This is a genomic window from Micromonospora yangpuensis (genome assembly GCF_900091615.1).
GTDB lineage: Bacteria > Actinomycetota > Actinomycetes > Mycobacteriales > Micromonosporaceae > Micromonospora > Micromonospora yangpuensis.
This window is the reverse complement of record NZ_FMIA01000002.1, coordinates 1,098,319-1,120,608: the sequence shown is the minus strand read 5'-3', so window position 1 is coordinate 1,120,608 and position 22,290 is coordinate 1,098,319. Positions and strand designations below refer to the sequence as shown.

The 22,290-nt window shown below is 73.2% G+C and carries 23 protein-coding genes and 1 tRNA gene; 8 read left to right on the top strand and 16 right to left on the bottom strand.

The annotated features are described in order from the left end of the window. The first annotated feature begins 81 nt into the window (after positions 1-81). Both GA0070617_RS30405 and GA0070617_RS05395 read left to right on the top strand, forming a co-directional pair. A complete protein-coding gene (locus GA0070617_RS30405; RefSeq protein ID WP_175440447.1) occupies positions 82-1,401 on the top strand; it encodes a DUF4352 domain-containing protein in 1,320 nt (439 codons plus the stop codon). Between the two features lie 121 nt (positions 1,402-1,522). Continuing rightward, complete coding sequence (locus GA0070617_RS05395) at positions 1,523-2,515, top strand: hypothetical protein (protein WP_091434524.1); 993 nt, start codon at positions 1,523-1,525, stop codon at positions 2,513-2,515. A gap of 247 nt (positions 2,516-2,762) precedes the next feature. Here the strand turns inward: GA0070617_RS05395 and GA0070617_RS05390 are convergent, their stop codons facing one another. Further along, positions 2,763-3,443 carry a lytic polysaccharide monooxygenase auxiliary activity family 9 protein gene (locus GA0070617_RS05390; protein WP_175440446.1) on the bottom strand — a complete coding sequence of 227 codons (681 nt, stop codon included), beginning with the start codon at positions 3,441-3,443 and terminating at the stop codon, positions 2,763-2,765. A 643-nt stretch (positions 3,444-4,086) separates the two neighbouring features. Here GA0070617_RS05390 and GA0070617_RS05385 point away from each other — a divergent pair. Beyond that, positions 4,087-4,665 (top strand): hypothetical protein, encoded by a 579-nt coding sequence (locus GA0070617_RS05385; protein WP_091445927.1) that lies wholly within the window; start codon positions 4,087-4,089, stop codon positions 4,663-4,665. Between the two features lie 585 nt (positions 4,666-5,250). Then, positions 5,251-6,108, top strand: coding sequence for an MOSC domain-containing protein (locus GA0070617_RS05380; RefSeq protein WP_217628772.1), 858 nt, complete (start codon positions 5,251-5,253; stop codon positions 6,106-6,108). A 72-nt stretch (positions 6,109-6,180) separates the two neighbouring features. Here GA0070617_RS05380 and GA0070617_RS05375 read toward each other — a convergent pair. The 6 genes from GA0070617_RS05375 to GA0070617_RS05345 form a co-directional block, all read right to left on the bottom strand. After that, positions 6,181-6,254: transfer RNA gene (locus GA0070617_RS05375), tRNA-Ala, on the bottom strand. Between the two features lie 390 nt (positions 6,255-6,644). Continuing rightward, positions 6,645-7,619: a hypothetical protein gene (locus tag GA0070617_RS31325; protein ID WP_229688142.1), complete on the bottom strand. Its 975-nt coding sequence runs from the start codon at positions 7,617-7,619 to the stop codon at positions 6,645-6,647. A gap of 194 nt (positions 7,620-7,813) precedes the next feature. Further along, the gene (locus tag GA0070617_RS05360; protein ID WP_091445923.1) at positions 7,814-8,422 is read right to left on the bottom strand and encodes a GNAT family N-acetyltransferase; all 609 of its coding nucleotides are present in this window, start codon (positions 8,420-8,422) and stop codon (positions 7,814-7,816) included. A 56-nt stretch (positions 8,423-8,478) separates the two neighbouring features. Beyond that, positions 8,479-9,789, bottom strand: coding sequence for a molybdopterin molybdotransferase MoeA (locus tag GA0070617_RS05355; protein WP_091434520.1), 1,311 nt, complete (start codon positions 9,787-9,789; stop codon positions 8,479-8,481). Continuing rightward, on the bottom strand, positions 9,786-10,748 hold the full coding sequence (locus GA0070617_RS05350) for a UTP--glucose-1-phosphate uridylyltransferase (protein ID WP_091434518.1): 963 nt from the start codon (positions 10,746-10,748) through the stop codon (positions 9,786-9,788). Before GA0070617_RS05350 ends, GA0070617_RS05355 begins: the two co-directional genes overlap by 4 nt. A 9-nt stretch (positions 10,749-10,757) precedes the next feature. Then, entirely contained in the window at positions 10,758-12,998 is a 2,241-nt protein-coding gene (locus GA0070617_RS05345; RefSeq protein WP_175440445.1) for a diguanylate cyclase, read from the bottom strand. Between the two features lie 83 nt (positions 12,999-13,081). Here GA0070617_RS05345 and GA0070617_RS05340 point away from each other — a divergent pair, with 83 nt between their 5' ends. Further along, entirely contained in the window at positions 13,082-13,741 is a 660-nt protein-coding gene (locus tag GA0070617_RS05340) for a 5-formyltetrahydrofolate cyclo-ligase (RefSeq protein ID WP_091434514.1), read from the top strand. Between the two features lie 61 nt (positions 13,742-13,802). Next, entirely contained in the window at positions 13,803-14,219 is a 417-nt protein-coding gene (locus GA0070617_RS05335; protein WP_091434512.1) for an FmdB family zinc ribbon protein, read from the top strand. Positions 14,220-14,347: 128 nt separating this feature from the next. On the opposite strand, the gene GA0070617_RS30400 is transcribed toward GA0070617_RS05335, so the two are convergent. After that, the gene (locus GA0070617_RS30400) at positions 14,348-14,521 is read right to left on the bottom strand and encodes a hypothetical protein (protein WP_175440444.1); all 174 of its coding nucleotides are present in this window, start codon (positions 14,519-14,521) and stop codon (positions 14,348-14,350) included. A gap of 37 nt (positions 14,522-14,558) precedes the next feature. Here GA0070617_RS30400 and GA0070617_RS05330 point away from each other — a divergent pair, with 37 nt between their 5' ends. Continuing rightward, entirely contained in the window at positions 14,559-14,879 is a 321-nt protein-coding gene (locus tag GA0070617_RS05330) for a hypothetical protein (protein ID WP_091434510.1), read from the top strand. A gap of 58 nt (positions 14,880-14,937) precedes the next feature. Here the strand turns inward: GA0070617_RS05330 and GA0070617_RS05325 are convergent, their stop codons facing one another. Beyond that, positions 14,938-15,420: a DUF2231 domain-containing protein gene (locus GA0070617_RS05325; RefSeq protein WP_091445920.1), complete on the bottom strand. Its 483-nt coding sequence runs from the start codon at positions 15,418-15,420 to the stop codon at positions 14,938-14,940. Between the two features lie 145 nt (positions 15,421-15,565). On the opposite strand from GA0070617_RS05325, the gene GA0070617_RS05320 reads away from it, so the two are divergent. Further along, a complete protein-coding gene (locus GA0070617_RS05320; RefSeq protein ID WP_091434508.1) occupies positions 15,566-16,423 on the top strand; it encodes an oxygenase MpaB family protein in 858 nt (285 codons plus the stop codon). A gap of 8 nt (positions 16,424-16,431) precedes the next feature. Here the strand turns inward: GA0070617_RS05320 and GA0070617_RS05315 are convergent, their stop codons facing one another. The 7 genes from GA0070617_RS05315 to GA0070617_RS30395 form a co-directional block, all read right to left on the bottom strand. Beyond that, positions 16,432-17,274 (bottom strand): RecB family exonuclease, encoded by an 843-nt coding sequence (locus GA0070617_RS05315; protein WP_091434506.1) that lies wholly within the window; start codon positions 17,272-17,274, stop codon positions 16,432-16,434. 197 nt (positions 17,275-17,471) lie between these two features. Then, positions 17,472-18,086, bottom strand: a complete 615-nt coding sequence (locus tag GA0070617_RS05310) for a MarC family protein (RefSeq protein ID WP_091434505.1) — start codon at positions 18,084-18,086, stop codon at positions 17,472-17,474. A 40-nt stretch (positions 18,087-18,126) separates the two neighbouring features. Beyond that, a complete protein-coding gene (locus tag GA0070617_RS05305) occupies positions 18,127-18,990 on the bottom strand; it encodes a PHP domain-containing protein (RefSeq protein WP_091434503.1) in 864 nt (287 codons plus the stop codon). A gap of 35 nt (positions 18,991-19,025) precedes the next feature. Further along, entirely contained in the window at positions 19,026-20,294 is a 1,269-nt protein-coding gene (locus GA0070617_RS05300; protein ID WP_091434501.1) for a hypothetical protein, read from the bottom strand. After that, entirely contained in the window at positions 20,291-21,037 is a 747-nt protein-coding gene (locus tag GA0070617_RS05295) for a SigE family RNA polymerase sigma factor (RefSeq protein WP_091434499.1), read from the bottom strand. Before GA0070617_RS05295 ends, GA0070617_RS05300 begins: the two co-directional genes overlap by 4 nt. 102 nt (positions 21,038-21,139) lie before the next feature. Beyond that, positions 21,140-22,012: a PH domain-containing protein gene (locus GA0070617_RS05290; RefSeq protein ID WP_091434497.1), complete on the bottom strand. Its 873-nt coding sequence runs from the start codon at positions 22,010-22,012 to the stop codon at positions 21,140-21,142. Positions 22,013-22,018: 6 nt separating this feature from the next. Further along, positions 22,019-22,177 carry a hypothetical protein gene (locus GA0070617_RS30395; protein ID WP_169807035.1) on the bottom strand — a complete coding sequence of 53 codons (159 nt, stop codon included), beginning with the start codon at positions 22,175-22,177 and terminating at the stop codon, positions 22,019-22,021. Positions 22,178-22,290: the final 113 nt, after the last annotated feature.

The window sequence follows — 22,290 nt, the reverse complement described above, 5'->3', positions numbered from 1 at the left end:
GTGGACCACCAGGATTCGGGGGTTGCCTGCGCGCGGTAGCGTCCAGGCTGTTCGAGACGTTCCCAGGCGCCGAGGAGTATGGTGAGCCACCCCCAGCCCCCGTTCGGGCCGCAGGACCCCAACCAGCCGTCGTCGTATCCTGCCGACCCGACGGCCGCCCCACCGCCTCCGAACGACCCGTGGGCTCAACCGGACACTCCCGCACCGTCCCTCTTCGGCTCCCCGCAGCAGCCCGACGACGCGTGGTCCACGCCGCCCGGCGGCGATTCCTGGACGCCGCCGACGGCCCCGTACCCGCCGGGTGGCGGCCCCGCTGGCCCGCAGTACCCGCCGGGTGGTGGCACCGGTGGCCCGCAGTACCCGTCCTCGGGCGCGCCGCACTACGCCGCCTCGGGCGAGCAGTCGCCGTACCCCGGCTCGGGTGAGCAGCAGTACCCGTCCTCGGGCCAGCCCTACCCGCAGCCGCCGGTCTCCGGCGCGCCACAGTACCCCGGCCAGCCGTACCCGCCGGTCTCCGGCGCGCCACAGTACCCCGGCCAGCCGTACCCGCCGGTGTCGGGCGCGCCGCAGTACCCGGGGCAGCCGTACCCCGCGCCGGGTTCGGGTGCCCCGCAGTACCCGCCGCCGGTCTCCGGCGCGCCGCAGTACCCGACCTCCGGTCAGCCGTACCCGCCGGCCGGGCCGCTGCCGCCCGGTGGCGGCTACCCGCCGCCCGGGTACCCGCCCGGGGCGTACCCGTTGGGTCCGCCGCAGAAGTCGTCAGGTGGCTCGGGCGGCAAGGCGGCGCTGATCATCATCGCGATCGTCACGGTGATCGCGCTGCTCTGCTGTGGCGGCAGCGTCCTCGCCTACATCGCAGCCGGCGGTGACGACGAGCAGACCAGCGGCACCGGTCCGACCGCGGCACCGACCACCGCCGCCCCGAGCACCGAGCCGACCCAACCGCCGACGCCGGAGCCGACCACCGCCGCGCCGACCACCGCCGCGCCCCGACCCACCGGCGAGACCTACAACATGAAGGCCGGCGACACCCTCATCCTCACCGACAACGACGGTGAACTGCGGATCACCGTCTCGAAGTTCCGGACGACCGACGAGCCGTGCCGGAGCTACTCGCCGAAGCCGAGCAAGGGGCTCTACCTGATCGCCGACGTGAGCGCCGAGGTCACCAAGGGTTCGTCCTCGCTCAACCCGATCTACTTCGAGTGGGTGGCCGCGGACGGCACCACCACCAACGGCCTGGCCGGCATCATCTCCGGCTGCGGCGACTCGCTCACCTCCGGCAACAACCTGCCGGAGGGCACCAAGCGCAGCGGAACGGTGGTCTTCAACGTCGCCGACACCAAGGGCACCCTGGAGTACCAGCACAAGTTCCGGACCTCCGGCTCCTGGCGGCCGTAACGCGGCGGGCCGGGGCCGGCGCACCACGGCTCCGGCTCCGCCGCCATAGATCGAGGTGAACCGACCACCCCGACCGACCGTAGTACCGCCGACCAGGTACCGATTCGGTAGGGACAGGCGCATGGGCGATCAGAACGACCCGCTCGCCTTTGTGGGCGAGCCTGGCTTCGACACCAAGGTCGAACGGCTGGCGCTCTGGATCCTGCGACAGGACCTTGCGAGGGGCTGGGACCCGGAACACCGGAGCGAGACCAACCGTGACCTGAGAAACGGGATGCGGTTCGTCGACGAGGCGCACCGGCAGACCGCACCCAAGGAGACCCGCAAGCGCGGCGGCCTACGGATCAGGGGCCGGGATGTACTGCACCGCCTACGGGGCAAGACCTTCGCCCCGCACGAGTGGACGGGCATCGATCCACCCCCGTACGGCAGCCAGCTCCCCGGATCTGCGGACTCCGTCCAGCAGTGGACGCACCCGGGATTCGCGAACGGTCCGTACGCGATGATGGCCATGCGGTCTCCGCTCGGCGGCCCGGAGTTCTCCGCACACCAGGACGCCGCGGTCAGGCTGGCGGTCGCCCGTACGTTGAAGAGCTGGATCGGCCTCGACCAGAGCCTCGCCCGGCTCCACGAGAACGGCAGACTCAGCGGCGTCTCGGCCTACTACTACCCCGATCCGACGGGCAGGGTGAGAAACAACGCGGCCGAGGTCCGTCAGTGGGCGGGGTGGACGCCGGAGCCCGTACTGGACTCCCGGGGTAGGGAGCGGCCGGAGATCGCCACGCTGGCCGTCGCCCCTACGGACCCGAGGTACGACCCCCCGGCTCAGGATGGTCGGCGGAGCATCGCCCCACCGCTGGAGACCTACCTGATGGTCAGTGGGGCCGACCGGTGGCAGCAGGAACGGGTACGGGCCACACAGCAGACCGCCAGCGCGGCGGCACCCGGGCAACCACCCGCGACCAACGAGAGCTCTCGGCACGCCGCAGCGAGTTACCGCCTGACCTCGGCGCCCTCCGCCGCTCCGCAGGTACGCCCCACGAGGCCGGAACTCGCTTCGAACAACCCCTACCGGAACCTGAACCCGACGCAGGGACCTGTACGGGGTCGGTGATCCGGCTCCACCTGGTAGCTGACCGGCCGTTGACCCGCTTGCCGCACTGCACGTGCCGGGAAGGTGGCGCTGGTTACGCCGCTCGGCTGGCCGCGACGTGGCCGTGGGCCGGCCGCCGTGAGCCGTGCCGTTCCACCCCACCGCGGGCCGGCTGCGGACCAACGCACTCGACCCGGCCTTCCGGCCCGGGACCACGTCCCGGGCCGGAAGGCCGGTGACCACCAGAGGGTGACCGGTGTCGGGTGGATCAGGTGAAGTTCACGTCACTGCACCACATGTAGGCCTGGTCGGCGTGCGAGGCCTGCCAGATGACGAAGACGATGTGGTGTCCGGTGTAGCCGGAGGTCGAGACGTTGAACGAGATGTTCTGTGCCGGTGCGTACCGCCCGGTCTGCGTGATGAAGTCGAGGTTCCCCCAACCCAGACGTTGGGTGGCGGGGTTGAACCCCTGCTTGCTCACGTAGACCCGGAAGTAGTCGGCACCGTGACTGGCCTGGTCGTACAGCTGGATCGAGAAGTTACGGCCGAGGTTGGACGTCTTCCACGCTCCGGGCTGGTTCAGGCTGTCGTTCCGGGTAAGGCCGTTGCTGCACAGCTGCCCGTCGGGGGTACGGGCCTGGAACTGCCCGCCCAGACCGTCCCGCAGCGCGCTCATCCAGTTCCACATGGTGTCCGGGTTGGCCTGGAAGGCGCGGTAGCACATGGGGTCCTGCTGTTGCATGGCCGGATCCATGTGCCGGCTCCCCCAGGTCTGCCAGCACTGGTAGGCGCGGGTGGCCGGGCCGACGATCGTGCCGTGGGCCTGGGCCGGGCCGATGAAGGTCAACGTGCCGGCCAGCATGGCGAGCACCACGACGAGCGCTCGAACGGGCTGGCGGACAGCCGACCGTGACCGACGGCCGGACTGATCGGGCTTGGCTGAACCCATGGTGGATCCTCCGTTCTCCGACGTTCTGGGGCTTGTGTGGGAGCGCTTCCGTGCCAGCATTGCACCAATCGACCCAGAGTTCAATGATCGTCTATATATATCTGCTCTGAGCTGGATTTATGAGCAAACCCATCACAGAGATAGGAGATCCCCGAAAGCACCTTCGATCTTGCTGGGCGCGCCAATCCCATGATGTCGCCGAAACAGCCGCGTCGAGCGCAACCATAACCTCGGCACGGTCACCCGGCACGCCACGGCGCGAACCTGGACAGCCGCACCACCCAGCGTTCCGCACACTGATCGACGCCTATGTTGCACAGCCGGTTCAGACGTGTTGGAATGACTCCCGTCGCCGGCAGCGCGGGGGCTACGGGCAGCACCGCGGCGCGCGGGCTACGGGCAGCACCGCGGCGCTTGGGCAACCGCGCTGGGCACGGCCGGCCGGGAGCACGGCGCCGAGCACCGCCATTGGCAGCGATGGTCGGCCCTTCGGCGGGGCGCACGCGGTGGGATCTCCGCAGCCGGCGCGGCGCCGATCGCGCACTTCGACGCCACGCGTCACGGCGACCGGGGTGGGCGCCGGAGACACCTGACGGCTGTCGACGCACTGGAACGGCCGCACTGGAACGGCAACGAGGTGATCATGAGCGTTCGGAACTTCTTCGTGGGGTGGCACCGGAACCGCTACGTGTGGGCGGCCGTGGTTCTCCTGGCGGTCTCGGCAGGCGCAGCCGTACTGGCGAAATCCGCGCCGGAACCGGAGCCGCCGGATCTGCGGGCGCAGATCACCAGCCGGATGCGCACCATCCTCGAACAGGCCGACCCGGGGCAGCACAACCACGCCGGACACCAGCCCCAGCAGGTTGCCGACGCACCTGCCCGCACCCCGGTGATCTGCGGGGTCCACGTCTACGGCCACGAGCCGGACACAGCCACCGTCCTGGCCGACGTGCGGACGGTCTACGGCTACCACTTCTGCGGGGTCGCCGAACAGGATCGCCCCTGGGACGTCGCGGTCAAGCTGACCGGACCGCTGATCATGGACATGGCCACCGAGCCGCCCGGCATCCAGGTGGTGGAGGGGACCGGCGAGGTCCGCTTCGTCGACCGGCTCCGGGAGATGTTCCCGGAGAAGTACGAACAACTGGCGCTCAAGGAGGCCCTTACCGAGTCGGAGATGGCCGACCTACGCCGCCGGTACGACGCCGCAGCCGGCCTCTGACCGGACGGCCACCCACCCCCGGCACGCATTTGGCATGGCTGGCAGCTCGCCGACGAACTGGTCGGTCACCGCCACTGCGACGATTCCGGAATGAGGACGCAGCTACCACCGGGAGCCCTTTGAAAAAAGCGGTTCGGAGGCGCAGAAAAATGTCGCCGACCGCTGTGCCCGGACCTCAGACGGGTAGAGCGGGCCGAGGCTACCCACAAACAGTGGTTGGCTGGCCCTGCGCGAGCAGGCACCGCCGCGCTGGCGCCACGACCAGGCATTCAGCGAGGTCATCTACCTCACGCCGAGGGAGCTCACCGCTCTCGGCGCGAAGATCCGCGATCTCCTGGCCGACTACCGCCACCGCGAGACCCGGCCCGAGACCCGTCCGCAGGGGTCCGCGCCGGTCGCGGCGGTCGCCCGCCTGTTCCCCCTGCTCGACCCGGATCGCTGATCCGATCCGCTTCCGGTACGTCGCCCCCGTCGACGTACGCCCCCGGGCCAAGCCCCAGACGAACCTCTGGAGGATCTGGAGATGTTCGAGCGTTACGTGTATCTGCCGGACGGGCCGGCGCAGGTCCGCGAGGTGTCACCGGCATGAGCCGTGACCGCCAGGTGGGCAGGGTCGGGCAGCTGTCGCGCTACCCGGTCAAGTCGATGCTGGGCGAGGATCTGGACCAGGCGTACGTGGACGAGGCCGGCATCGCCGGCGATCGGACCTTCGCCGTGCTCGACTGCCTCACCGGCAAGGTGGCAAGCGCAAAGAACCCGCGCCTGTGGCGCGAGATGCTGACGGTACGGTCCACGCTGACACCCCCCGACTCCACCGGCGCCCCGGCGGTCCGGCTGACCTTGGCCGACGGTACGACCGAGACCGTGACGGTGACCGGCTACCGCGATCCGGCGCTGTCCATGCTGCTGGGCCGGGATGTTCGCCTGCTCGACCGGGCCGCGCCGCACACGAGCATCGAGCGGATGGACCCGGACCAGGTACGCACGGATGACGATCTGCGAAGCGCGGAGACCGTCAGCTCCGAACTGGCTACCGGCTCTCCACCGGGCACGTTCTTCGACTTCGCGCCCCTGCACCTGATAACGACCGCGACGCTGGCCGCCCTCACGGACCACCTGGGTCGGCCGGTGCACAGCCAACGTTTCCGGCCCAACATCGTCGTCGAGGTGCCCGACCCCGGCGCCGGTTTCGTCGAGAACCTCTGGCCAGGGCGTCGACTGCGAATCGGCACCGACGTGGTCGCCGAGGTCGTCATCGCGACCCCCCGGTGCGTCATTCCGGCGCTGCGGCATGGTGACGGCGAACCGGATGTCGCGCTGCTGCAGGTGCTGAGCCGGCACAACCGCCTGCCGGCCGTCGGCTCCCTGCCGTGCGCCGGGGTGTACGCGCGCCCGCTGGAATTCGGCGTCATCCGCTCCGGTGACCCGGTCGAGCTCTGTTGACTGCTGCCACTTGACCGCTACAGAAGATCGAAAAAGGCCGTCTCCGACTATCGGAAACGGCCTTGAACTGGGTGGAGCTGAGGGGATTTGAACCCCTGACCCCCTCGATGCGAACGAGGTGCGCTACCAGTCTGCGCCACAGCCCCTCCGCCGGCTGACCGGCATCAGCACCGCCCGGCTTACACCGGGCGGGCCGGCAACAAGGCTAACAGGCCGGCCCCCGAAGAGCGAATCACCCCCCGGTACGCCACGATCCCGGCAGCCCACGCCCCCGAAGCCCACCAGCCACCGGGGCGCTCGACGCCCGCGTCCCCCGGTGGCCGGAGGCCACGCGACGCCCACCCCGTGGCCGGAGGCCACGCGACGCCAGCGTCCCCCGGTGGCCGGAGGCCACGCGACGCCCACCCGTGGCAGGGGGCGCTCGCCGCCAGCCCAGCGGTGCTGACCCCGACGGGAGGGCCACGTCCCGCCCAGCCGGCGGTGAGAAGGGTGCCCCGCTAGACCTGAAGCGTTAACAGGGGGCCCTTCCTTACACCTCAGTGGGGGTTGCGGCCGGACTGGTACGGGCGGCCGCGCAGGCCGCCGGAACGGCGGTAGGAGACGGAGCCGCCCCCGTTGGCCACTGCCGGCAGGTCGGCTGGGCGGTCGAGGCCCATCGCGGCCCGGCGTACCCCTTCGCGTTGGGCGGCGAGGCGGCGCTGGGCCTCCCGGCGGGCGGCTGCCCGGCGGGCCTGCTCGCGGCGCACCTCGGCCTGCCGGGCGGCCAACCAGGCGGCCTCCCGGGCCTGGAGCCGCCGCCGGCGGCGCTCGGCCAGGGCCCGACTGCGCAGGTGCACCATGTACGCCAGCAGCAGGGTGCCGGTGACCGAGAAGCTGATCCAGAAGCCGGGGCCGACCACGACCACCCCGATCAGCTCGACGAAGTTGAGCAGCAGCAGGGCGGCCAGCACCCGGCGGCGGCGGTATACGGCCGGGGTGTGCCGGCGCGGCGGTCGGCGACGGGTCCGCTTGGCGGCCGGCGGCACCACCCGCAGCCGCTTGGCCCGCCGGGACGCCCCGCGCCGCCCGGTGGCACCGCCGCCGGGCCGCCGCCGACCGGCGGAAGCACCATCGGAAGCCGCGCCGCCGGCCCCGGCCCCGCCGGAAGCCAGGTCACCGGCCCCGGCACTGCTGGCGTCGGAGCCGGGCGTCCCGGCGGAGGCATGGTCCACCGCACCCCGGTCGGAGTCCGGGACCGGGGAGGCACCGTCGGGCCGGGTGCCCGGGACGGTCAGGGCACCCGTTACCGGGTCTTCACTGAGTGTGACGACAAGGGCGCGAGTGGTGTTGACCGGTTGCCGGCCCGGGACAGTGCGACGTCGCCGGCGGCGCTGGAGCACCCGCGCCGTCGACTGCGCCCGCTCCGCCACCAGCCGCTCGGTGGCGTCGTACCGGCGGACCAGCGCCGGGGCGAGGGCGAGCAGGCCGGCGGCGGCGAGGACGGCGAGGAGCACCGAGGTCGGCACCCTCACCCCTCCCGTCACCAGAAAAGAAGCAACCGCCGGCCCGCCGCCGGATCTTCCACCGAAACCAACCCCCTGCGGTGCAGATCCTGCGGCCGGACAGCATCTGCCGCAGCTTGCAGTTACCTGAGGTTACGGGCCGCCGACCAGGAAGATTGCGCGCCGCGCCGATCGGGACAGACCCAACGACGGGACCGAGGGGGTCACTGGTCGGCAGCCTGCAGCCGGTGCCAACGGGCCAGCAGGCCGCCTTCGAGAGCGACTTCCTCGCTGGTCATGGCGTATCCGATGTGGTCACGCCAGGCACCGTCGATGTGCATGTACCGCACGTGGTACGACTCCTCGCGGAAGCCCAGTTTCTCCACCACCCGGCGGGACGGCTTGTTCTCCGGGCGGATGTTCACCTCGACCCGGTGCAGTCCGGCCGCGCCGAAGGCGTGGTCGACCGCGAGTGCCAGGGCGGTCGGGATCACCCCGCGACCGGCCACCCGGGAGTCCACCCAGTAGCCGACGTACCCGGAGCAGAACGCCCGGCGCACGATGCTGCCGACGTTCAGGTGACCGACGAGTCGTTCCTGGCCCTGCTCGCGCAGGCAGACCGCGAAGGGCAACCCCTCACCGGTACGCGCCGAACGGCGCTGGTCGCGGTGCACCCAGCGGAACGCGTCCGGGGAGTTCAGCTCGTCCCAGGTGCCCGGCATGGCCGACTCCCAGGGGGCCAGCCACGCCTGGTTCGCCCGACGGACCTGTGACCAGGCCAGGGCGTCAGCGCGCCGGTACGGCCGCAGCAGCACGGCCCCGTCGGTCAGCACCGCCGGCCAGCCCGGCGCCCGCCTGAACACAGCAGTCTCCCCTCGCGACGAACACCCTATCGGCGGCGGTCCAGGAGGAGGACGTCCACGGTGGAGCCGGCCGCCGCCGTGGTGACCCGCTCCCCGAGCACCAGCAGCCCGTTGGCCTCGGCCAACCCGGAGAGGGTGTACGGCCCGCCGCTGAGTGGTTGCACAGTGTACCCACCGCCGCGGCGCTCGGCGACATGGGCCGGGCGGAACTCGCGCAGCCGGCCCGGCGAGGAGACCGTCTCCAGTAGATGGGCCCGCACGCTGGGGCGGAACACCGGCTCGGTGCCGGAGAGCAGGTTGATCGCCGGGCGGGCGAGCACCTCGAAGCCGATCAGCGCCGCACCGGGCTCGCCGGGCAGGCAGACCACCGGCACCTCCTCGGCGCCGACGGTGCCGAAGCCGAGCGCCGTGCCGGGATAGAGCGCCACGTCGGTGAAGGTGACCGGCCCGGCCCGGCCACCCTCCCGACGGGACAGGATCCGGCGCACCATGTCCCCCGGCCCGGTGCCGGTGCCGCCGGTGGTGATGATCAGGTCGGCCCGCAGGGTCTGGTCCTCCAGCAGGCCGCGCAGCCCCTCCGGGTCGTCGTCGCAGATTCCCACCCGGTACGCCAGCGCACCGGCCTCCGCCGCGGCGGCGGTCAACGCGTGCGAGTTGGCGTCCACCACCTGGCCGGGCTGGCTGCCCCGGCCCACGTCGACCAGCTCGTCACCGGTGGCCACCACGACCACCCGGGGGCTGGGCCGGACCACCACGTGCCCGATCCCGGTCGCGGCGAGCACCGCCACCAGGGCCGGCGACACGTAGCTGCCGGCCCGGGCGAGCAGCGTGCCGGCGGGCAGCTCCTCCCCGGCCCGGCGTACCCCGTACCCGCGCTTGGGCACCCGGAAGATCTCCACGGCGGCCATGCCCTGGTCGGTCCACTCCACCGGCACCACCACGTCGGCGGCGATCGGCAGCGGCGCGCCGGCCGCCACCGAGAAACAGGCGCCCGGGGTCAGCCGGACCGGTCGCCAGCTCGCCGCACCCAGGTCACCGACCACATTGAGCCGTACCGTCCGGCCCGGCCCCCGGGCGCTGCCGGGGCTGTACCCGCCGCCCCGGCCGGCACCGGCCAGATCGTCCCAGCGCGCCGCGTACCCGTCCACCGCCGCCTGGTCGAAGGCGGGGAAGGAGTGCGGTGCGACCACGTCCTCGGCGAGGACGTTGCCGTACGCCTGGGTCAGGTCGAGGTCGAGTGGCGGCAGCGCGCGTAACCTGCGCAGCACACTGCCCAGGTAGTCGGCGAGCGGCGTCAACTCGTTCGCGGCCGCCTCGGCGTCGGCCGTAGCGGTCATGTACTAGGCCCACCCGACGCGTCGGAGTTGACGAACTCGGCAAGCCACTTGCGGAACTCGGCGCCGAGGTCGTCGCGGTCGCAGGCGATCTGCACCACCGTCTGCAGGTAGCCCAGCGGCATGCCGGTGTCGTAGCGGGTGCCCCGGTAGACGATCGCGTGCACCGGCGTACCCTCGCTGCGCAGCAGCTCCATCGCGTCGGTGAGCTGGATCTCGCCGCCGCTGCCGGGCTCGGTGCGGCGGATCGCCTCGAAGATGCTGCCCGGCAGGACGTACCGGCCGAGCACCGCGAGGTTGCTCGGGGCCTCGTCCGGGCTGGGCTTCTCCACCATGCCGGTGACCTTGACGACCTCACCGATGTCGGTCAGCTCGGCCTCGGCCGGCTCCACCGAGGCGATCCCGTACCGCTTGGTCTCGGCCGGGTCGACCTCGAAGAAGGCCAGCACCACCCCGCCGGTGCGGGCCTGCAGCTCCAGCATGGCCGGCAGCAGCGGCTCGTCGAGCTTGACGAACTCGTCGCCGAGCAGCACCGCGAAGGCCTGGTCGCCGACGTGTGACTCGGCGTACCCGACGGCGTGGCCGAGGCCGAGCTGCTCCGGCTGCCGGCAGGTGTAGATCTCGGCCAGCTCGCTGGGGCGCTGCACGGCGGCCAGCCGCTCGGTGTCGCCCTTGGCCTCCAGGCGGGCCTCCAGGTCGGGCCGGCGGTCGAAGTGGTCGACCATCGATGTCTTGCCCCGGCCGGTGATCAGCAACACGTCGCCGATACCGGCGTGCGCGGCCTCCTCGACGATGTACTGCAGAACCGGGCGGTCGATCACCGGCAGCAGTTCCTTCGGCACCGCCTTGGTGGCGGGCAGGAAGCGTGTGGCCAGGCCAGCGGCGGGGATGACGGCCTTGACCGCGCGGGAACGGCCGGTTGGGGAGGTCACCGATGAGGGGTTGACTGAGTGCTCCGACATGTCGCGAGACTATCGGCCATGGCCCTGTCTCGGCGGGTGTGGCCCGGAAGACGCGCCGCCGGGCGTAGCGGCGCGGGGCGGCCCGTCCTCTCCGCCGGGCGCCCGAACCGGAACGACGATCTCCTCCATCGGAGGTCGCGAGCGTGGTTGCGCCACCCGGTAGGTGTCCCGGCCGGCGTCCTTGGCCGCGTAGAGAGCGTTGTCGGCCGAGTCGAGCACCTGCTGCCCGGTGGTGGCGTGGTCCGGGTACACGGCGATGCCGATGGAGACGGTCACCGACACCGGCACCGTCACCCCGGAGTACGTCTCCACCGTGATCGGGCTGTCCCGGACCACCGTGGCGAGCCGCTCGGCGACGATCGCCGCGCCCCGCGCGTCGGTCTCCGGCAGCAGCACCACGAACTCCTCCCCACCCTGGCGGAAGGCCAGGTCGACCTCGCGGATCTCGCCGCGCAGCCGACGGGCGAACTCGGCAAGCACCGCGTCCCCGGCCGGGTGCCCGTAGGTGTCGTTGACGGCCTTGAACCGGTCCAGGTCGAGCGCGAGGACGCTGAGCATCCGACCGAACCGGCTGGCCCGTTCCACCTCCCGCCGGATCGACTCACGTAGGTAGCGGTAGTTCCACAGGCCGGTGAGCGGATCGGTGAGCGAGAGCCGCTGCGCCTCCTCGTGCATCCGGACGTTCTCCACCGCCACCGCCACGTGCCCGGCGAGGGTCCGCAGCGTGGCCAGGTCGTCGTCGTCGAACTCGTCGCTGCCGTGCCGGTCGTAGAGGGCCAGCACGCCGAACGCCGCACCACCCGAGCCGGGCCCCGCCGCCACCGGGTGCCCGTGCGGCTCGGTCGGGTCGCCGAGACCGTTCGGCTCGGTCGGGCCGTGGTGACCGTTCCCGGTCGACCAGCCGGGCCGGGCCGGCCAGTCACCGGGCCAGGTCGGCTCCGCGGGCGGTCCGGCCGGCTCGGGCACCGCGAAGGGCACCGCGAGGTACGTCTCGCAGTACGGCTCGCCGGTCGCCTCCGCCGACGGGTCGGTACGGCCCCGACGTGGCTCACCGGTCGCCGCGACCGCGCCGATCACCCCGTGTCCGATCGGGATGCGCAGCACCGGCGGACCGGACCGGCCGGCGGACCAGCGCCCGTCCAGCCCCTCGGTGCACTGCCCGACGAGGGTGCCGGTGCCGTCCAGCAGCAGCACCGCGCCGGCCCGGGCCCCGGTGGCCACGATCGCGCTGTGCAGGATGACCCGCAGGATGCGTTGCAGGTCGTGGGTGCTGGCCAGGGTGTCCCCGAGCACCGCGAGGTGGCTGCGCAACTGGTCCCGGCTGGTGGTCAACGCCTGCACGTAGGCCTCGGCCTCCCGGGTCATCCGGTTGAACGCGGTGGCCAGCCGACCGATCTCGTCCCGGGACCGCACCGGCACCCGCGCGGTCAGGTCGCCGTGGGCGAACCGGTCCACCGCGGCGGCCAACTCGACCAGGGGTCGGGTGCTCACCCGGGCCAACCGCCAGGCCACCAGCACCGCCAACAGCGCCGCCAGCAGCACGGCGGCGGCCAGCAGCGGGTACAGGCCGGCGGGTTGCCCGCCGGACACCGAGATCACCAGGGGCAGCGGCTGCCCCGGCGCCGGCCCCACCCGGCGCAGGTACCGGCCGTCCGAGGTCGCCACGACCCGGTCTCCGACGGCGCGGGTCACCTCGCGTACCCCGGTGTCGTCGGTGGTGTGCGCGATCCCGGCACCGTCGAGCAGGGTGACCGCGACGCCGGTCACCGCGGCCAGCCGGGCCACGAACTCCGGGTCGACCCTCCAGGCGGCGGCGACGCTGCCGAGCGCGGCACCGGCGGGGTCGCGCAGCTCGACCCGGGCGGTCAGGGCGGCCGTCGGCCCGGGCTCCGGTCGGTCCTGCGCGCAGTCCCGCCAGGGCGCCTGCGGTGCGCCCGGGGTGGCGTAGGTGACCCGGCCGGTGGCATCGGTGACCTCGACGGCGGCGGCCAGGCCCCGGCTGACCACCTGGCCGGCGGTGCCGGCCCGCTCGGGCGCGGCGGCCAGGGCGACCACGTCGGCCGCCGCCCGCAGCTGCTGGCAGAGCGCGTCCACCGAGGTACGCACGGAGGCGGCGGCCACCCCGAGCCGGTCGACCGACCGGCTACGCTCGACCGCCCGCAGGGTCGTGGCGACGAAGACGGCACCGAGCAGGACCGGGCCGAGCACCACCGCGAGGAAGGCTGCGGTCAATCGCCCGCGTAGCGTCACGCTTCCCCCCGGAAGTTCCGCGCCCGATGCTGCGATGCTGACACAGAGCCACCGATAGACCAACGTTGCGTCAGGAGTGTTGCGTGCCTGATTTTTCTGATGAAGCAGAAGAAACGCCTGAGGCGAAGCGACACCGGCGTGGCGACCTGCTCGCCCGCCGCCGGTCGCTCACCGCCGCGCAGCGCGCCGCCGCCGCCGGTCGCGTCCAGGCCGAGCTGACCGCCCTGGTACGCCGCCTGCGCCCACGCCTGATGACCGGGTACGTGCCGGTGGGCTCCGAACCGGGCGGGCCGGACCTACCGGAGGTGCTGCGGGCCGCGCTGCCGGACACCTCCGTGCTGCTGCTGCCGGTGCTCCTGGCCGACCTGGACCTGGACTGGGCGGCGTACGACGGTTCGCTGGCGGTGGCCGGGCGGGGGATGCGCGAGCCCACCGGCCCCCGGCTCGGGGTGGCCGCCGTCGCCGGGGCGGACCTGGTGGTGGTGCCCGCCCTGGCGGTGGACCTCGCCGGGTGTCGACTGGGCCGGGGTGGCGGCTCGTACGACCGGGCGCTGGCCCGGGTGCCGGCGGCCACGCCGACCGTCGCCCTGCTGCACGACGGCGAGTTGCTGGACGCTCTGCCGGCCGAGCCGCACGACCGACCGGTACGGGCGGCGATCACCCCCGGCGGCGGATGGCACGCCCTGACCGACCCGTCGGGTGTCACACCCCACACTTCCGCTGGACGAACCCGGGTCCGATGACGCACCATTGGCACTCGAATGCGTCGAGTGCCAATCGGCCGTCGGAGATCCGGAGGAGATCGTGCCCACGTACCAGTACGCCTGCACCGCGTGCGGACACCAACTCGAGGCGGTGCAGTCCTTCGCCGACGAGCCGCTTACCGAGTGCCCGGCGTGCGAGGGACGCCTGCGCAAGGTGTTCAACTCCGTCGGGGTGGTGTTCAAGGGGTCCGGCTTCTACCGTACGGACTCCCGCGCCGCCGGCTCGGAGGGCAAGACCGGCGGCAACGGCAAGAGCAAGTCCGAATCGTCGACCGGCTCGTCGGACTCGTCCGCCGGCTCGTCGTCGAGCGGGTCCACGGGCGGCTCGGGCAGCGGCTCGTCGGGAGGCTCGTCCTCAGGCGGCTCGTCCTCGGGTGGCTCGTCCTCGGGCGGCTCGGGCAGCGGCGGCGGCTCCGGCAAGGCCTCGGCGGCCAGCGGCTCCGGCACCAAGTCCTGACCGGATCCCCCGGCCGGCGCTCCCCTGCCGGCCGGGGCGGTCGGCAGGTGTCGGTCGGCAGGTGCGTCCCGGGCGACGTCCGGACGACGGTCGGACCGTGGTCGGACCGGAACCGGGCGCGCGGCGGGTCAGTCCCAGTGCGGCGGCCGGTCGGCGAGCAGCCGGTCGTCGTTGCCGCCGGAGCGCTCCCCCCAACCCCGGTCGGTGTCGTCGGCCGTCTGCTCGGGCAGCACGACGAAGTCCTCACTGAGGTCGACCACCCGGTCGTCGTCGCCGCGTACCCCCGGATCCACCGTGCTCACCGCGCAAGCATAACCACCTCCGGTAGCGTCGTCCGGCGTGACGACGCCCAGCGGTGCCAGCTCCGAGGACGACTACTGGCGACACCCACCGCCGCCCGGACCGGAGCACCCACCGGGGCGGCCCGACCCGACCACCGGCGGGTACGCCGGGCCGCCGCCCACGGTCGCGCCCCCGCCGGGCTGGCGGCCACCGGTACGCCTGGAGCCGGCCGCACCGCGCCGACTGCCGCCGCAGGACATGGCCGGTCTGGACAACGCCGAGCAGCGGGCCCAGCGGGTCACCTACGGGGTGGGCGCGGTGGCCGGGGTGGTGCTGCTGGTGCTGCTCTGCCTGTTCTGCTCCCGCCTGCTGCTCTGACTGTGCCCGCCGGTCTGACCTGACCGCCGCCGGTCTGACCTGACCGCCGGGGAGCGGCTCAGAAGGTGTTCTGCCAGAGCGTCTCCGCACCGGTGTGCCCGGCCCGGACGGTGTAGATCAGCACCGGCACCGCCAGCACCACCACCAGCACCGACAGCACCCGACCTACCCACGGTGGCAACGTGCGCACCCGCTCGTGGCCCCGGTCCAGCACCAGCTTCGCCAGCGTCACCAGGGCCAACGCCACGGTGAAGCGGAACAACCAGTCGCCCTGCTGGGAGTGGTAGTAGATCTGGTCGAGAGCGTCCTGCGGGTAGCCCTTGGCAGCCAGCGCGTCGCTCAACTCCTCACCGGACTCGATCGCCACGAACGCCACGATCGGCGCCCCGACCGCGAGCAGCGCCACCGCCCAGTCCAGGCGGGACCGCCAGCGGGGGCGCAGCACGTACACCACGGCGAGGACCGCCAACGCGGGGATGGCCGTCACGGCGGCGTGGACGACGAGCGCGTGCAACGGTAGGCCGAGAAACTCCCTGAACACCGACACCTCCGGCAGTGGATGCGGTAAAGGCAGCCCAGCGTACGTGGTCGCGTCGCCGGCTGACCCCTGACACTGCCGTACACGCGGGCGGGGACGGTCCGGTTCAACCAGGTTCACCCCATGGCGTCGTGGCACTCTTGGTCGGGTGGACTCCGATGACTTCGGCCTCTTCGGTCCGGGTTCGGTCACGTGGCAGGTGCACGAGGAGCCGATCCTGATCGTCGCCGGCCTGCGCTCGCTCTACCTCCAGGCCCTGCACCCGCAGGCGATGGCCGGGGTGGCGCAGAACAGCAGCTACCGCAGCGACGCGTGGGGGCGGCTGGTGCGCACCTCCGAGTACGTGGAAACGGTCGTCTGGGGCAGCACCGCGCAGGCGGAGGCGGCCGGGCGACGGGTCCGGGCCCGGCACGCCCGGCTGCGTGGCCGGGACCTGTCCACCGCCGAGGAGTTCCGGGTCGACCAGCCCGACCTGCTGCGGTGGGTGCACGTGACCGAGGTCGAGTCGTTCGTGACCACGGCCCGCCGGGCCGGGCTGGCCCTGACCGACGCCGAGGTCGACGGGTACTACACCGAGCAACGTCGGGCGGCGGCCCTGGTCGGCCTGGATCCGGCAACCGTCCCCGGCACCGCGGCCGAGATCGCCGAGTACTACCGGCAGGTTCGTGGTGAGCTTCGGATGACCCGGGAGGCGGCCGAGACGGCCCTGTTCCTCACCGCGCCGCCGATCCCGTGGCGGCTCAGCCTGCCGGCCCGGCTCGGGCTCAGCCTCGGGCCGCCCCGGTGGGCGTACTTCGGCATCGCCGGCACCGCGATCAGCCTGCTGCCGGCCTGGGCCCGCCGGATGTACGGCGGGTTGGGGCTGCCGACCACGGCCTGGTCGGCTGACCTCAGCGTGCGTGCCCTGCGGGTCGTGCTCGGCGCGTTGCCACGCCACCTGCGCGAGAGCTCCCACCGCCAGGCCGCCCGGGAGCGGCTGGCCCGCCTCACCGCCGCGGCCGGCTGAGCCGGGCCTCAGGAGCGGGTCGGGTCAGCCTCGGTCAGCCGGTCGACCGCCGCCCACGGCTCCCGCCCCTCGACCTGCGATCCGGTCGGGCAGACCCGCCGGAAGTCGCACCAGCCGCAGCGCGGGCCGGCGGTGGTGGGGAAGGCGTCGTCGGGGTCGGCCCCGTCGGCCACCGCCCGTTCGGCGGCGACGATGTCCCGGGCGGTCTCCTCCGCCCGCGAGACCTGCCGGGCCAGCGTCTCGGGGGTGTGGTCGTGGGCGGCCACCGTACCGGTGGGCAGGTGGTGCAGCTCCACCCGGCGGCAGGGCCGGCGGAAGACCCGTTCGGCGGCGTACGCGTAGAGGGCGAGGGCCGCCGAGCCCCGGGCGTCGTCGGCGTCCAGCCCGGTGCGGCCGGTCTTGTAGTCGACGATGGCCAGTTCCGGCCCGTTCGGGCCGGGTCGGGAGTCGATCCGGTCGGCTCGGCCGTTGAAGGCGAGCACCGCCGTCTTGACCGCCACCACCCGTTCCACCCCGAGCGGCTCCTCGCCCGCCTCCAGGGTGCCGACGTAGGACTCCAACCAGCCGAGCGCCCGGGTGAACACCGCCCGCTCCTGCTCCTCGTCGCGGTAGCCCTCGCGGACCCAGGTGCCCTTGAGCAGCCGGCCGAGTGCCTCGGGGCGACGCCGGTCGGCGGGCAGGGCGTACCAGTTCTTCAGCGCGGTGTGCACGCTCGCGCCGAGCGAGTTGTGCGCCCAGGGCGGCCCCTTCTGCGGTGCCGGCCGGTCGAGGTAGGCGTACCGGTAGCGCCGGGGACAGTCGAGGTAGGCGCCGAGTTTGCTGGGGGTGCAGACGAAGAGCCGTTCCGGCATGCCCGCGAAACCGAGCTGCTCGGCCTGCCCGGCCTGCTTGGCCCACCCCGCCCGGGGGCGGGGGGTCCGGCCGGCGGGAGCCGGGCGCCCTGTGGAGCCGGAGGAGCCAGCGGAGCCGGAGGAGGGGGATGGTGGTCGCACCTCGACGATCCTGCCATCCGGGTACGACCGTCCTGCCGCCGCCGCGCTCGCCGGGGTCAGCCCAGGTTGCGGTACTGGGTCACGAAGGCGGCCACCGCGTCCGCGATGAGCTGCACGGCGATGGCCGCCAGCAGCAGGCCGGCGATCCGGGTCAGCACCTCGATGCCCCCCGGCCGCAGGATCTTCACGATCCCACCGGAGAACCGCAACACGATCCAGACGGTCACCATCACGGCCACGATCGCCGCGCCGATCGCCGTGTAGTCGGCCAGGTTGTCGCCCTGCTGGACGAAGAGCATGGTCGCCACGATGGCACCCGGACCGGCCAGCAACGGGGTGCCCAACGGCACCAGGGCGATGTTGGAGGTGACCTGTTGGCTCGGGTCGTCGGCCTTGCCGGTGAGCAGTTCCAGCGCGACCAGCACCAACAGGAGGCCACCGGCGGCCTGCAACGCCGGCAGGTCGACGTGCAGGTAGGCCAGCAGGGTCTGCCCGGCCACCGCGAAGATCACGATGACGCCGAGGGCCAGCGCCACCGCCTGCCAGGCGGCCCGGTTGCGTTCCCGGGCCGGCAGCGGGCCGGTCAGCGCGAGGAAGATCGGCATCATGCCCGGCGGATCGGTGATCACCAGCAGGGTCACGAAGACCTCACCGAAGAGCTTGACGTCCACGCGATCACCGTAGTCCCGCCGGTGGGGCCACCGATCCGGGTCAGCCGGAAGCGACCGGCGTCACCCCGTCGGCCACTATCCGCTCGTACGCCTGCGGGTCGGTGGTGAACGCGCCGAGCCGGACCGTCTTGTGGGTGCCGTGGAAGTCGGACGCGCCGGTGACCAGCAGGCCGAGTTCGGCGGCGAGGCCCCGCACGTGCGCGCGCTCGGCCGGCGAGTGGTCCTCGTGGTCGGCCTCCAGCCCGGCCAGGCCCGCCGCGGCCAGCTCGGCGATGAGCGTGTCCGGCACGGTCCGCCCCCGCCGGGTGGCCCGGGGGTGGGCGAACACCGGAACCCCGCCGGCCGCGCGGACCAGCGCGACGGCCCGAAAGACGTCGATGTCCTCCTTGGGCAGCCGGTACCGCTCACCGAGCCAACGCGCCCCGAACGCCTCGGTGGTGGTGGCCACCAGGCCGGCCCGGATCAACGCCTGCGCGAGGTGCGGCCGGCCCACCGTGCCGCCGGCCGCGCCGGCCAGCACCTCCGCCCAGCTCACCTCGACGCCGTCGGCCCGCAGCAGCTCCACGGTCCGCTCGGCCCGGGTCAGCCGGGCGGCGCGCACCCGGGCCAGCTCGGCCGAAAGCTCCGGCTCCGCCGGATCGAAGAGGTACGCGAGCAGGTGCAGCGGGACCGCCGGCACCTCTCCATGCCAACGGCAGGAGAGTTCCGCTCCCCGGACCAGGCTGAGCCCGGCCGGTAGGGCCGCCACCGCCGGTGCCCAGCCGGCCGTGGTGTCGTGGTCGGTGATCGCCACCACGTCGAGGCCGGCCCCGGCGGCGGACCGGACCAGCTCGGCCGGGCTCAGCGTGCCGTCACTTGCCGTCGAGTGGGTGTGCAGGTCGATCCGGGCGGTGGGTGGGGCCATCGCCCGACGCTACCCGGCGCGGTGGGCCCGGCAGGTCAGGGGACGCTCGGGGTGACCACCACCGGGCGTTGCTGTGGGCTCGTCCCGGCCAGCGTGGTCGAGGTCGCCGGCTGGTAGGCCAGCGCCCGGTCGACCCGGACCCGCACCAACGCGCCGGTGGCGTCGGCGTAGAGCGCGAGCTGGGGCGAGGCCCAGGCGACCGCTCCGGTCAGCGCCGGCCCGGCCACCCGCACGGTGGGCGACGCCCCGAGGGTGTCCAGGTCCACCAGCCTGGCCTCCGGACCGCTGTCGGAGTCGCCGTTGACGAGCAGCCAACGCCCGTCGGCCGACACCGCGCCGTGGCCGTCGGCACCGAGCCCGGGTACGCAGCTGAGCCGTTGCGCGGCCAGCGCCCGTGCGGGATCGAGCAGGGCCAGGCAACCCCGGCCGGTCGAGGCGTCGGTGACCTGCCCGACCAGGCGACCGTCCGGCCGTACCCCGTAGATGTGCCGGGTGGCCCGGTCGGCGTCCGACGGCTGGCTGCCCGGTCGCCACAGGGCGTGGCCGGGCCGGTCCGGGGCCCGGCGGAGCAGCACGGCGTCGCCGACCACCCGGACCGGGGTGGCAGCGCCCTCGGCCACCGTCCGGGCGGTGGCGACCAGCTGCCCACCGACGACGCCGGCGGTGAAGATCTCCGCGCCGTCCCGCCAGGCGACCCGCCGCCCGTCGGCGCCGACCACGATCGCCTCGGCCCCGGCGAGCAGCACCTGGGCGGTGCCGCTGGGCTGCACCGCCCAGAGGGCCCGGCCGGCGGCGGTCGGCGCTCCGACGACCAACCAGCCCCCGTCGGCCATCCGTTGCGCCCGCTCGATCGGGCCGACACCGGTCAGCTCGATCTGGCCGCCGTCGAAGGTCCCCAGGGAGGTGCCCACGATCAGGTCCGTCTCGGCGCGTACCGCGCCGACCGCCGGTGGGGCCGGCCGGACGGGCCCGGCGGAGGCGGCCGAGGACGGACCGGGCGGGTCGCCGAGCACCACGACGGGGGTGTCCGGCGGGCCGGCCGTGCCGCCGAGCTGCGCCACCCCGGTGCTGACCACCGCCGTGGCGACCGCGGCCAACGCCACCCCGGCCACGGTGCGCCGGCGCAACGTCCGGTTGGCCCGCCGGATGGCCACCCCGGCCGGGTCGAAGGACAGCGGGCGGGGCAGGTCGGCCTGCCGGGCGAACGACTCCCGCAGCGCCCGTTCCAGCTCGTCCTGGCCCACCGGTACGGAGGGCTCCCGCTCGCCGGCCGGGACGGCGGGACGCTGCGGCACGCCACTCATCGGCTCTCCACCGGTACGGTCGCGGGTCGCCCGGCCAGCGGTCGGGCCACCGCCGGCTGAGTGGCCGCCCGCAACCGCTCCCGGGCCGCCCGCGCGGCACCGGGCTGCTCGGCGCGCGACCGCCCGGCGGCGGGCTGCTCCGGGCGGGTGCGTTCACCGTTGGGCTGCTCGGCGCGCGACCGCCCGGCGGCGGGCTGCCCGGTGGGCTGCTGCGCCGCGCGCGGGCGCCCGGTGGCGGGGTCGGGGACGGCCTGGTCGCCCAGGCGTCGGCGCAACGTGGTCAGCGCCCGGGAGGTCTGGCTCTTCACCGTGCCGACGGAGATGCCGAGCATGGCGGCGGTCTGCGACTCCGACATGTCCTCGTAGTAGCGCAGCACCAGCACGGCACGTTGGCGGGTGGGCAGCGCCCGCAGGTGCTGCCAGAGCACGTCCCGGTCGAGTTGGCGCTCCATCTCGTCGACCGCGGCGGCCTCCGGCAGCACGTCGGTGGGGCGCTCACCGTGCCAGCGCCGCCGCCACCAGCTCGTGGAGGTGTTGACCAGGACCCGACGCGCGTACGGCTCGATCGCGTCGATCCCACCGAGGCGTTTCCAGGCCAGGTAGGTCTTGGTCAACGCGGTCTGCAGCAGGTCCTCGGCGGTGGCCCAGTCCCCGGCGAGCAGGTACGCGGTGCGTAGCAGAGCACCGGAGCGGGCCGCGACGAAATCGCGGAACTCGTCCTCCAGTGGGTCCCTGCTCGTCACCCGGTTCCCCCCGCCCCCACGTTCCACTGAGGCTGTCACGTCAGGACGGTCCGGGCGACGGCGGAAGGTTCCGCCGCCGCTCGGATGTTCGGACCGGTTTCGTCAGGCGCCGTCGTCGGCCTTGGCCTCGTCGGCTTCCTTGCCCAGCCGCGCCTCGACCGCCTGCGGCTCGTACATCTCCTCGACCACGCGGAGATACAGCTCGTTCGGGTTGGGCAGGTTCTTGATCTCGCGGAGCGCCTGGTCCTGGCCGGCGGACTCCAGCACGAAGGTGCCGTAGTTGAAGGCCCGACCGGTCGGGCTCTGCTCGTACTTCATGTCGGTGACCCGGGCCAGCGGCATCATCGCGACCTTGCGGGTGATGATGCCGTTGACCACCATCACCCGCTTGTTGGTCAGGATGAACCGGTCGTACCACCAGTCGGCGACCCGCCAGGCGACCCAGCCCATCACCGCGAACCAGAGCAGCACGGCCACCGTGGTGAGTGCGCTGACGTCCTGCCCGGCGAGGAACCCGGAGAGGTAGCCGAGGATGAAGGTGGCGCCCACCCCGATCAGGACGGGGGTGGTGAGGTGGATCCAGTGCCGCTTCCACTCGCCCCGGTACCGCTCGGTGGGGAAGAGGTAACGCGCCACCAGCGAGCTGGGCTCATCCTCCAGCGGCAGCACCCGGCGCGGGCCGAGTGGCATGCCGGAGGCGTCGACCCGCAACCCGGCCAACTCCTCCTCGGAGATGGTCGGTCGCTGGTACTCGGCTTCGGGGTCGCGGACCCCGGTCTGCCCGGACCGGGCCTCACCGGCGTGCGGCGGCCCGTCTCCGTAGCCGATGTCGTCGGAGAAGACCGGGCCGTCGCCGGACCCGCGTGGCGGGCCGTCGTCCCGGTAGCGAGGGATCGGCTCGGTGTCGCGCTCCCGCTCGCGGCGTTCCCGATCGGGGTCGTCCGGGTCGAAGGGTGGACCCGAGGGGCTACCCATCGGTGGCTAGGCCACGATGCTGGTGAAAAAGTCGCCGAAGCCTTCAGCGATGTCCACGATCCCGCCACCCAGCGACTTGAACACGTCTGCCGCCGAGTTGGGCCGATAGGCAACGAAGAAGACCAGGAACGCGATTCCGGCCCAGGTGAGGACCTTCTTGACCATGGCGGGCCATCCTCTCGCGCGGCGCCGGGTCCATTACCGCAGCGGCACCCAGAGTATCATTGAGGTGTCGTACAGTGAATCTGCGTCCTTTCTCCGGCACTGGGGGAGGTTTG

Bases quoted from the DNA above. Each gene is read 5' to 3' on its own strand.
- GA0070617_RS05395 (WP_091434524.1), top strand. From the start codon at position 1,523: ATGGGCGATCAGAACGACCCGCTCGCCTTTGTGGGCGAGCCTGGCTTC.
- GA0070617_RS05390 (WP_175440446.1), bottom strand. From the start codon at position 3,443: ATGGGTTCAGCCAAGCCCGATCAGTCCGGCCGTCGGTCACGGTCGGCT.
- GA0070617_RS05385 (WP_091445927.1), top strand. From the start codon at position 4,087: ATGAGCGTTCGGAACTTCTTCGTGGGGTGGCACCGGAACCGCTACGTG.
- GA0070617_RS05380 (WP_217628772.1), top strand. From the start codon at position 5,251: ATGAGCCGTGACCGCCAGGTGGGCAGGGTCGGGCAGCTGTCGCGCTAC.
- GA0070617_RS05355 (WP_091434520.1), bottom strand. From the start codon at position 9,789: ATGACCGCTACGGCCGACGCCGAGGCGGCCGCGAACGAGTTGACGCCG.
- GA0070617_RS05350 (WP_091434518.1), bottom strand. From the start codon at position 10,748: ATGTCGGAGCACTCAGTCAACCCCTCATCGGTGACCTCCCCAACCGGC.
- GA0070617_RS05315 (WP_091434506.1), bottom strand. From the start codon at position 17,274: ATGCCGGAACGGCTCTTCGTCTGCACCCCCAGCAAACTCGGCGCCTAC.
- GA0070617_RS05305 (WP_091434503.1), bottom strand. From the start codon at position 18,990: ATGGCCCCACCCACCGCCCGGATCGACCTGCACACCCACTCGACGGCA.
- GA0070617_RS05300 (WP_091434501.1), bottom strand. From the start codon at position 20,294: ATGAGTGGCGTGCCGCAGCGTCCCGCCGTCCCGGCCGGCGAGCGGGAG.
- GA0070617_RS05290 (WP_091434497.1), bottom strand. From the start codon at position 22,012: ATGGGTAGCCCCTCGGGTCCACCCTTCGACCCGGACGACCCCGATCGG.
- GA0070617_RS30395 (WP_169807035.1), bottom strand. From the start codon at position 22,177: ATGGTCAAGAAGGTCCTCACCTGGGCCGGAATCGCGTTCCTGGTCTTC.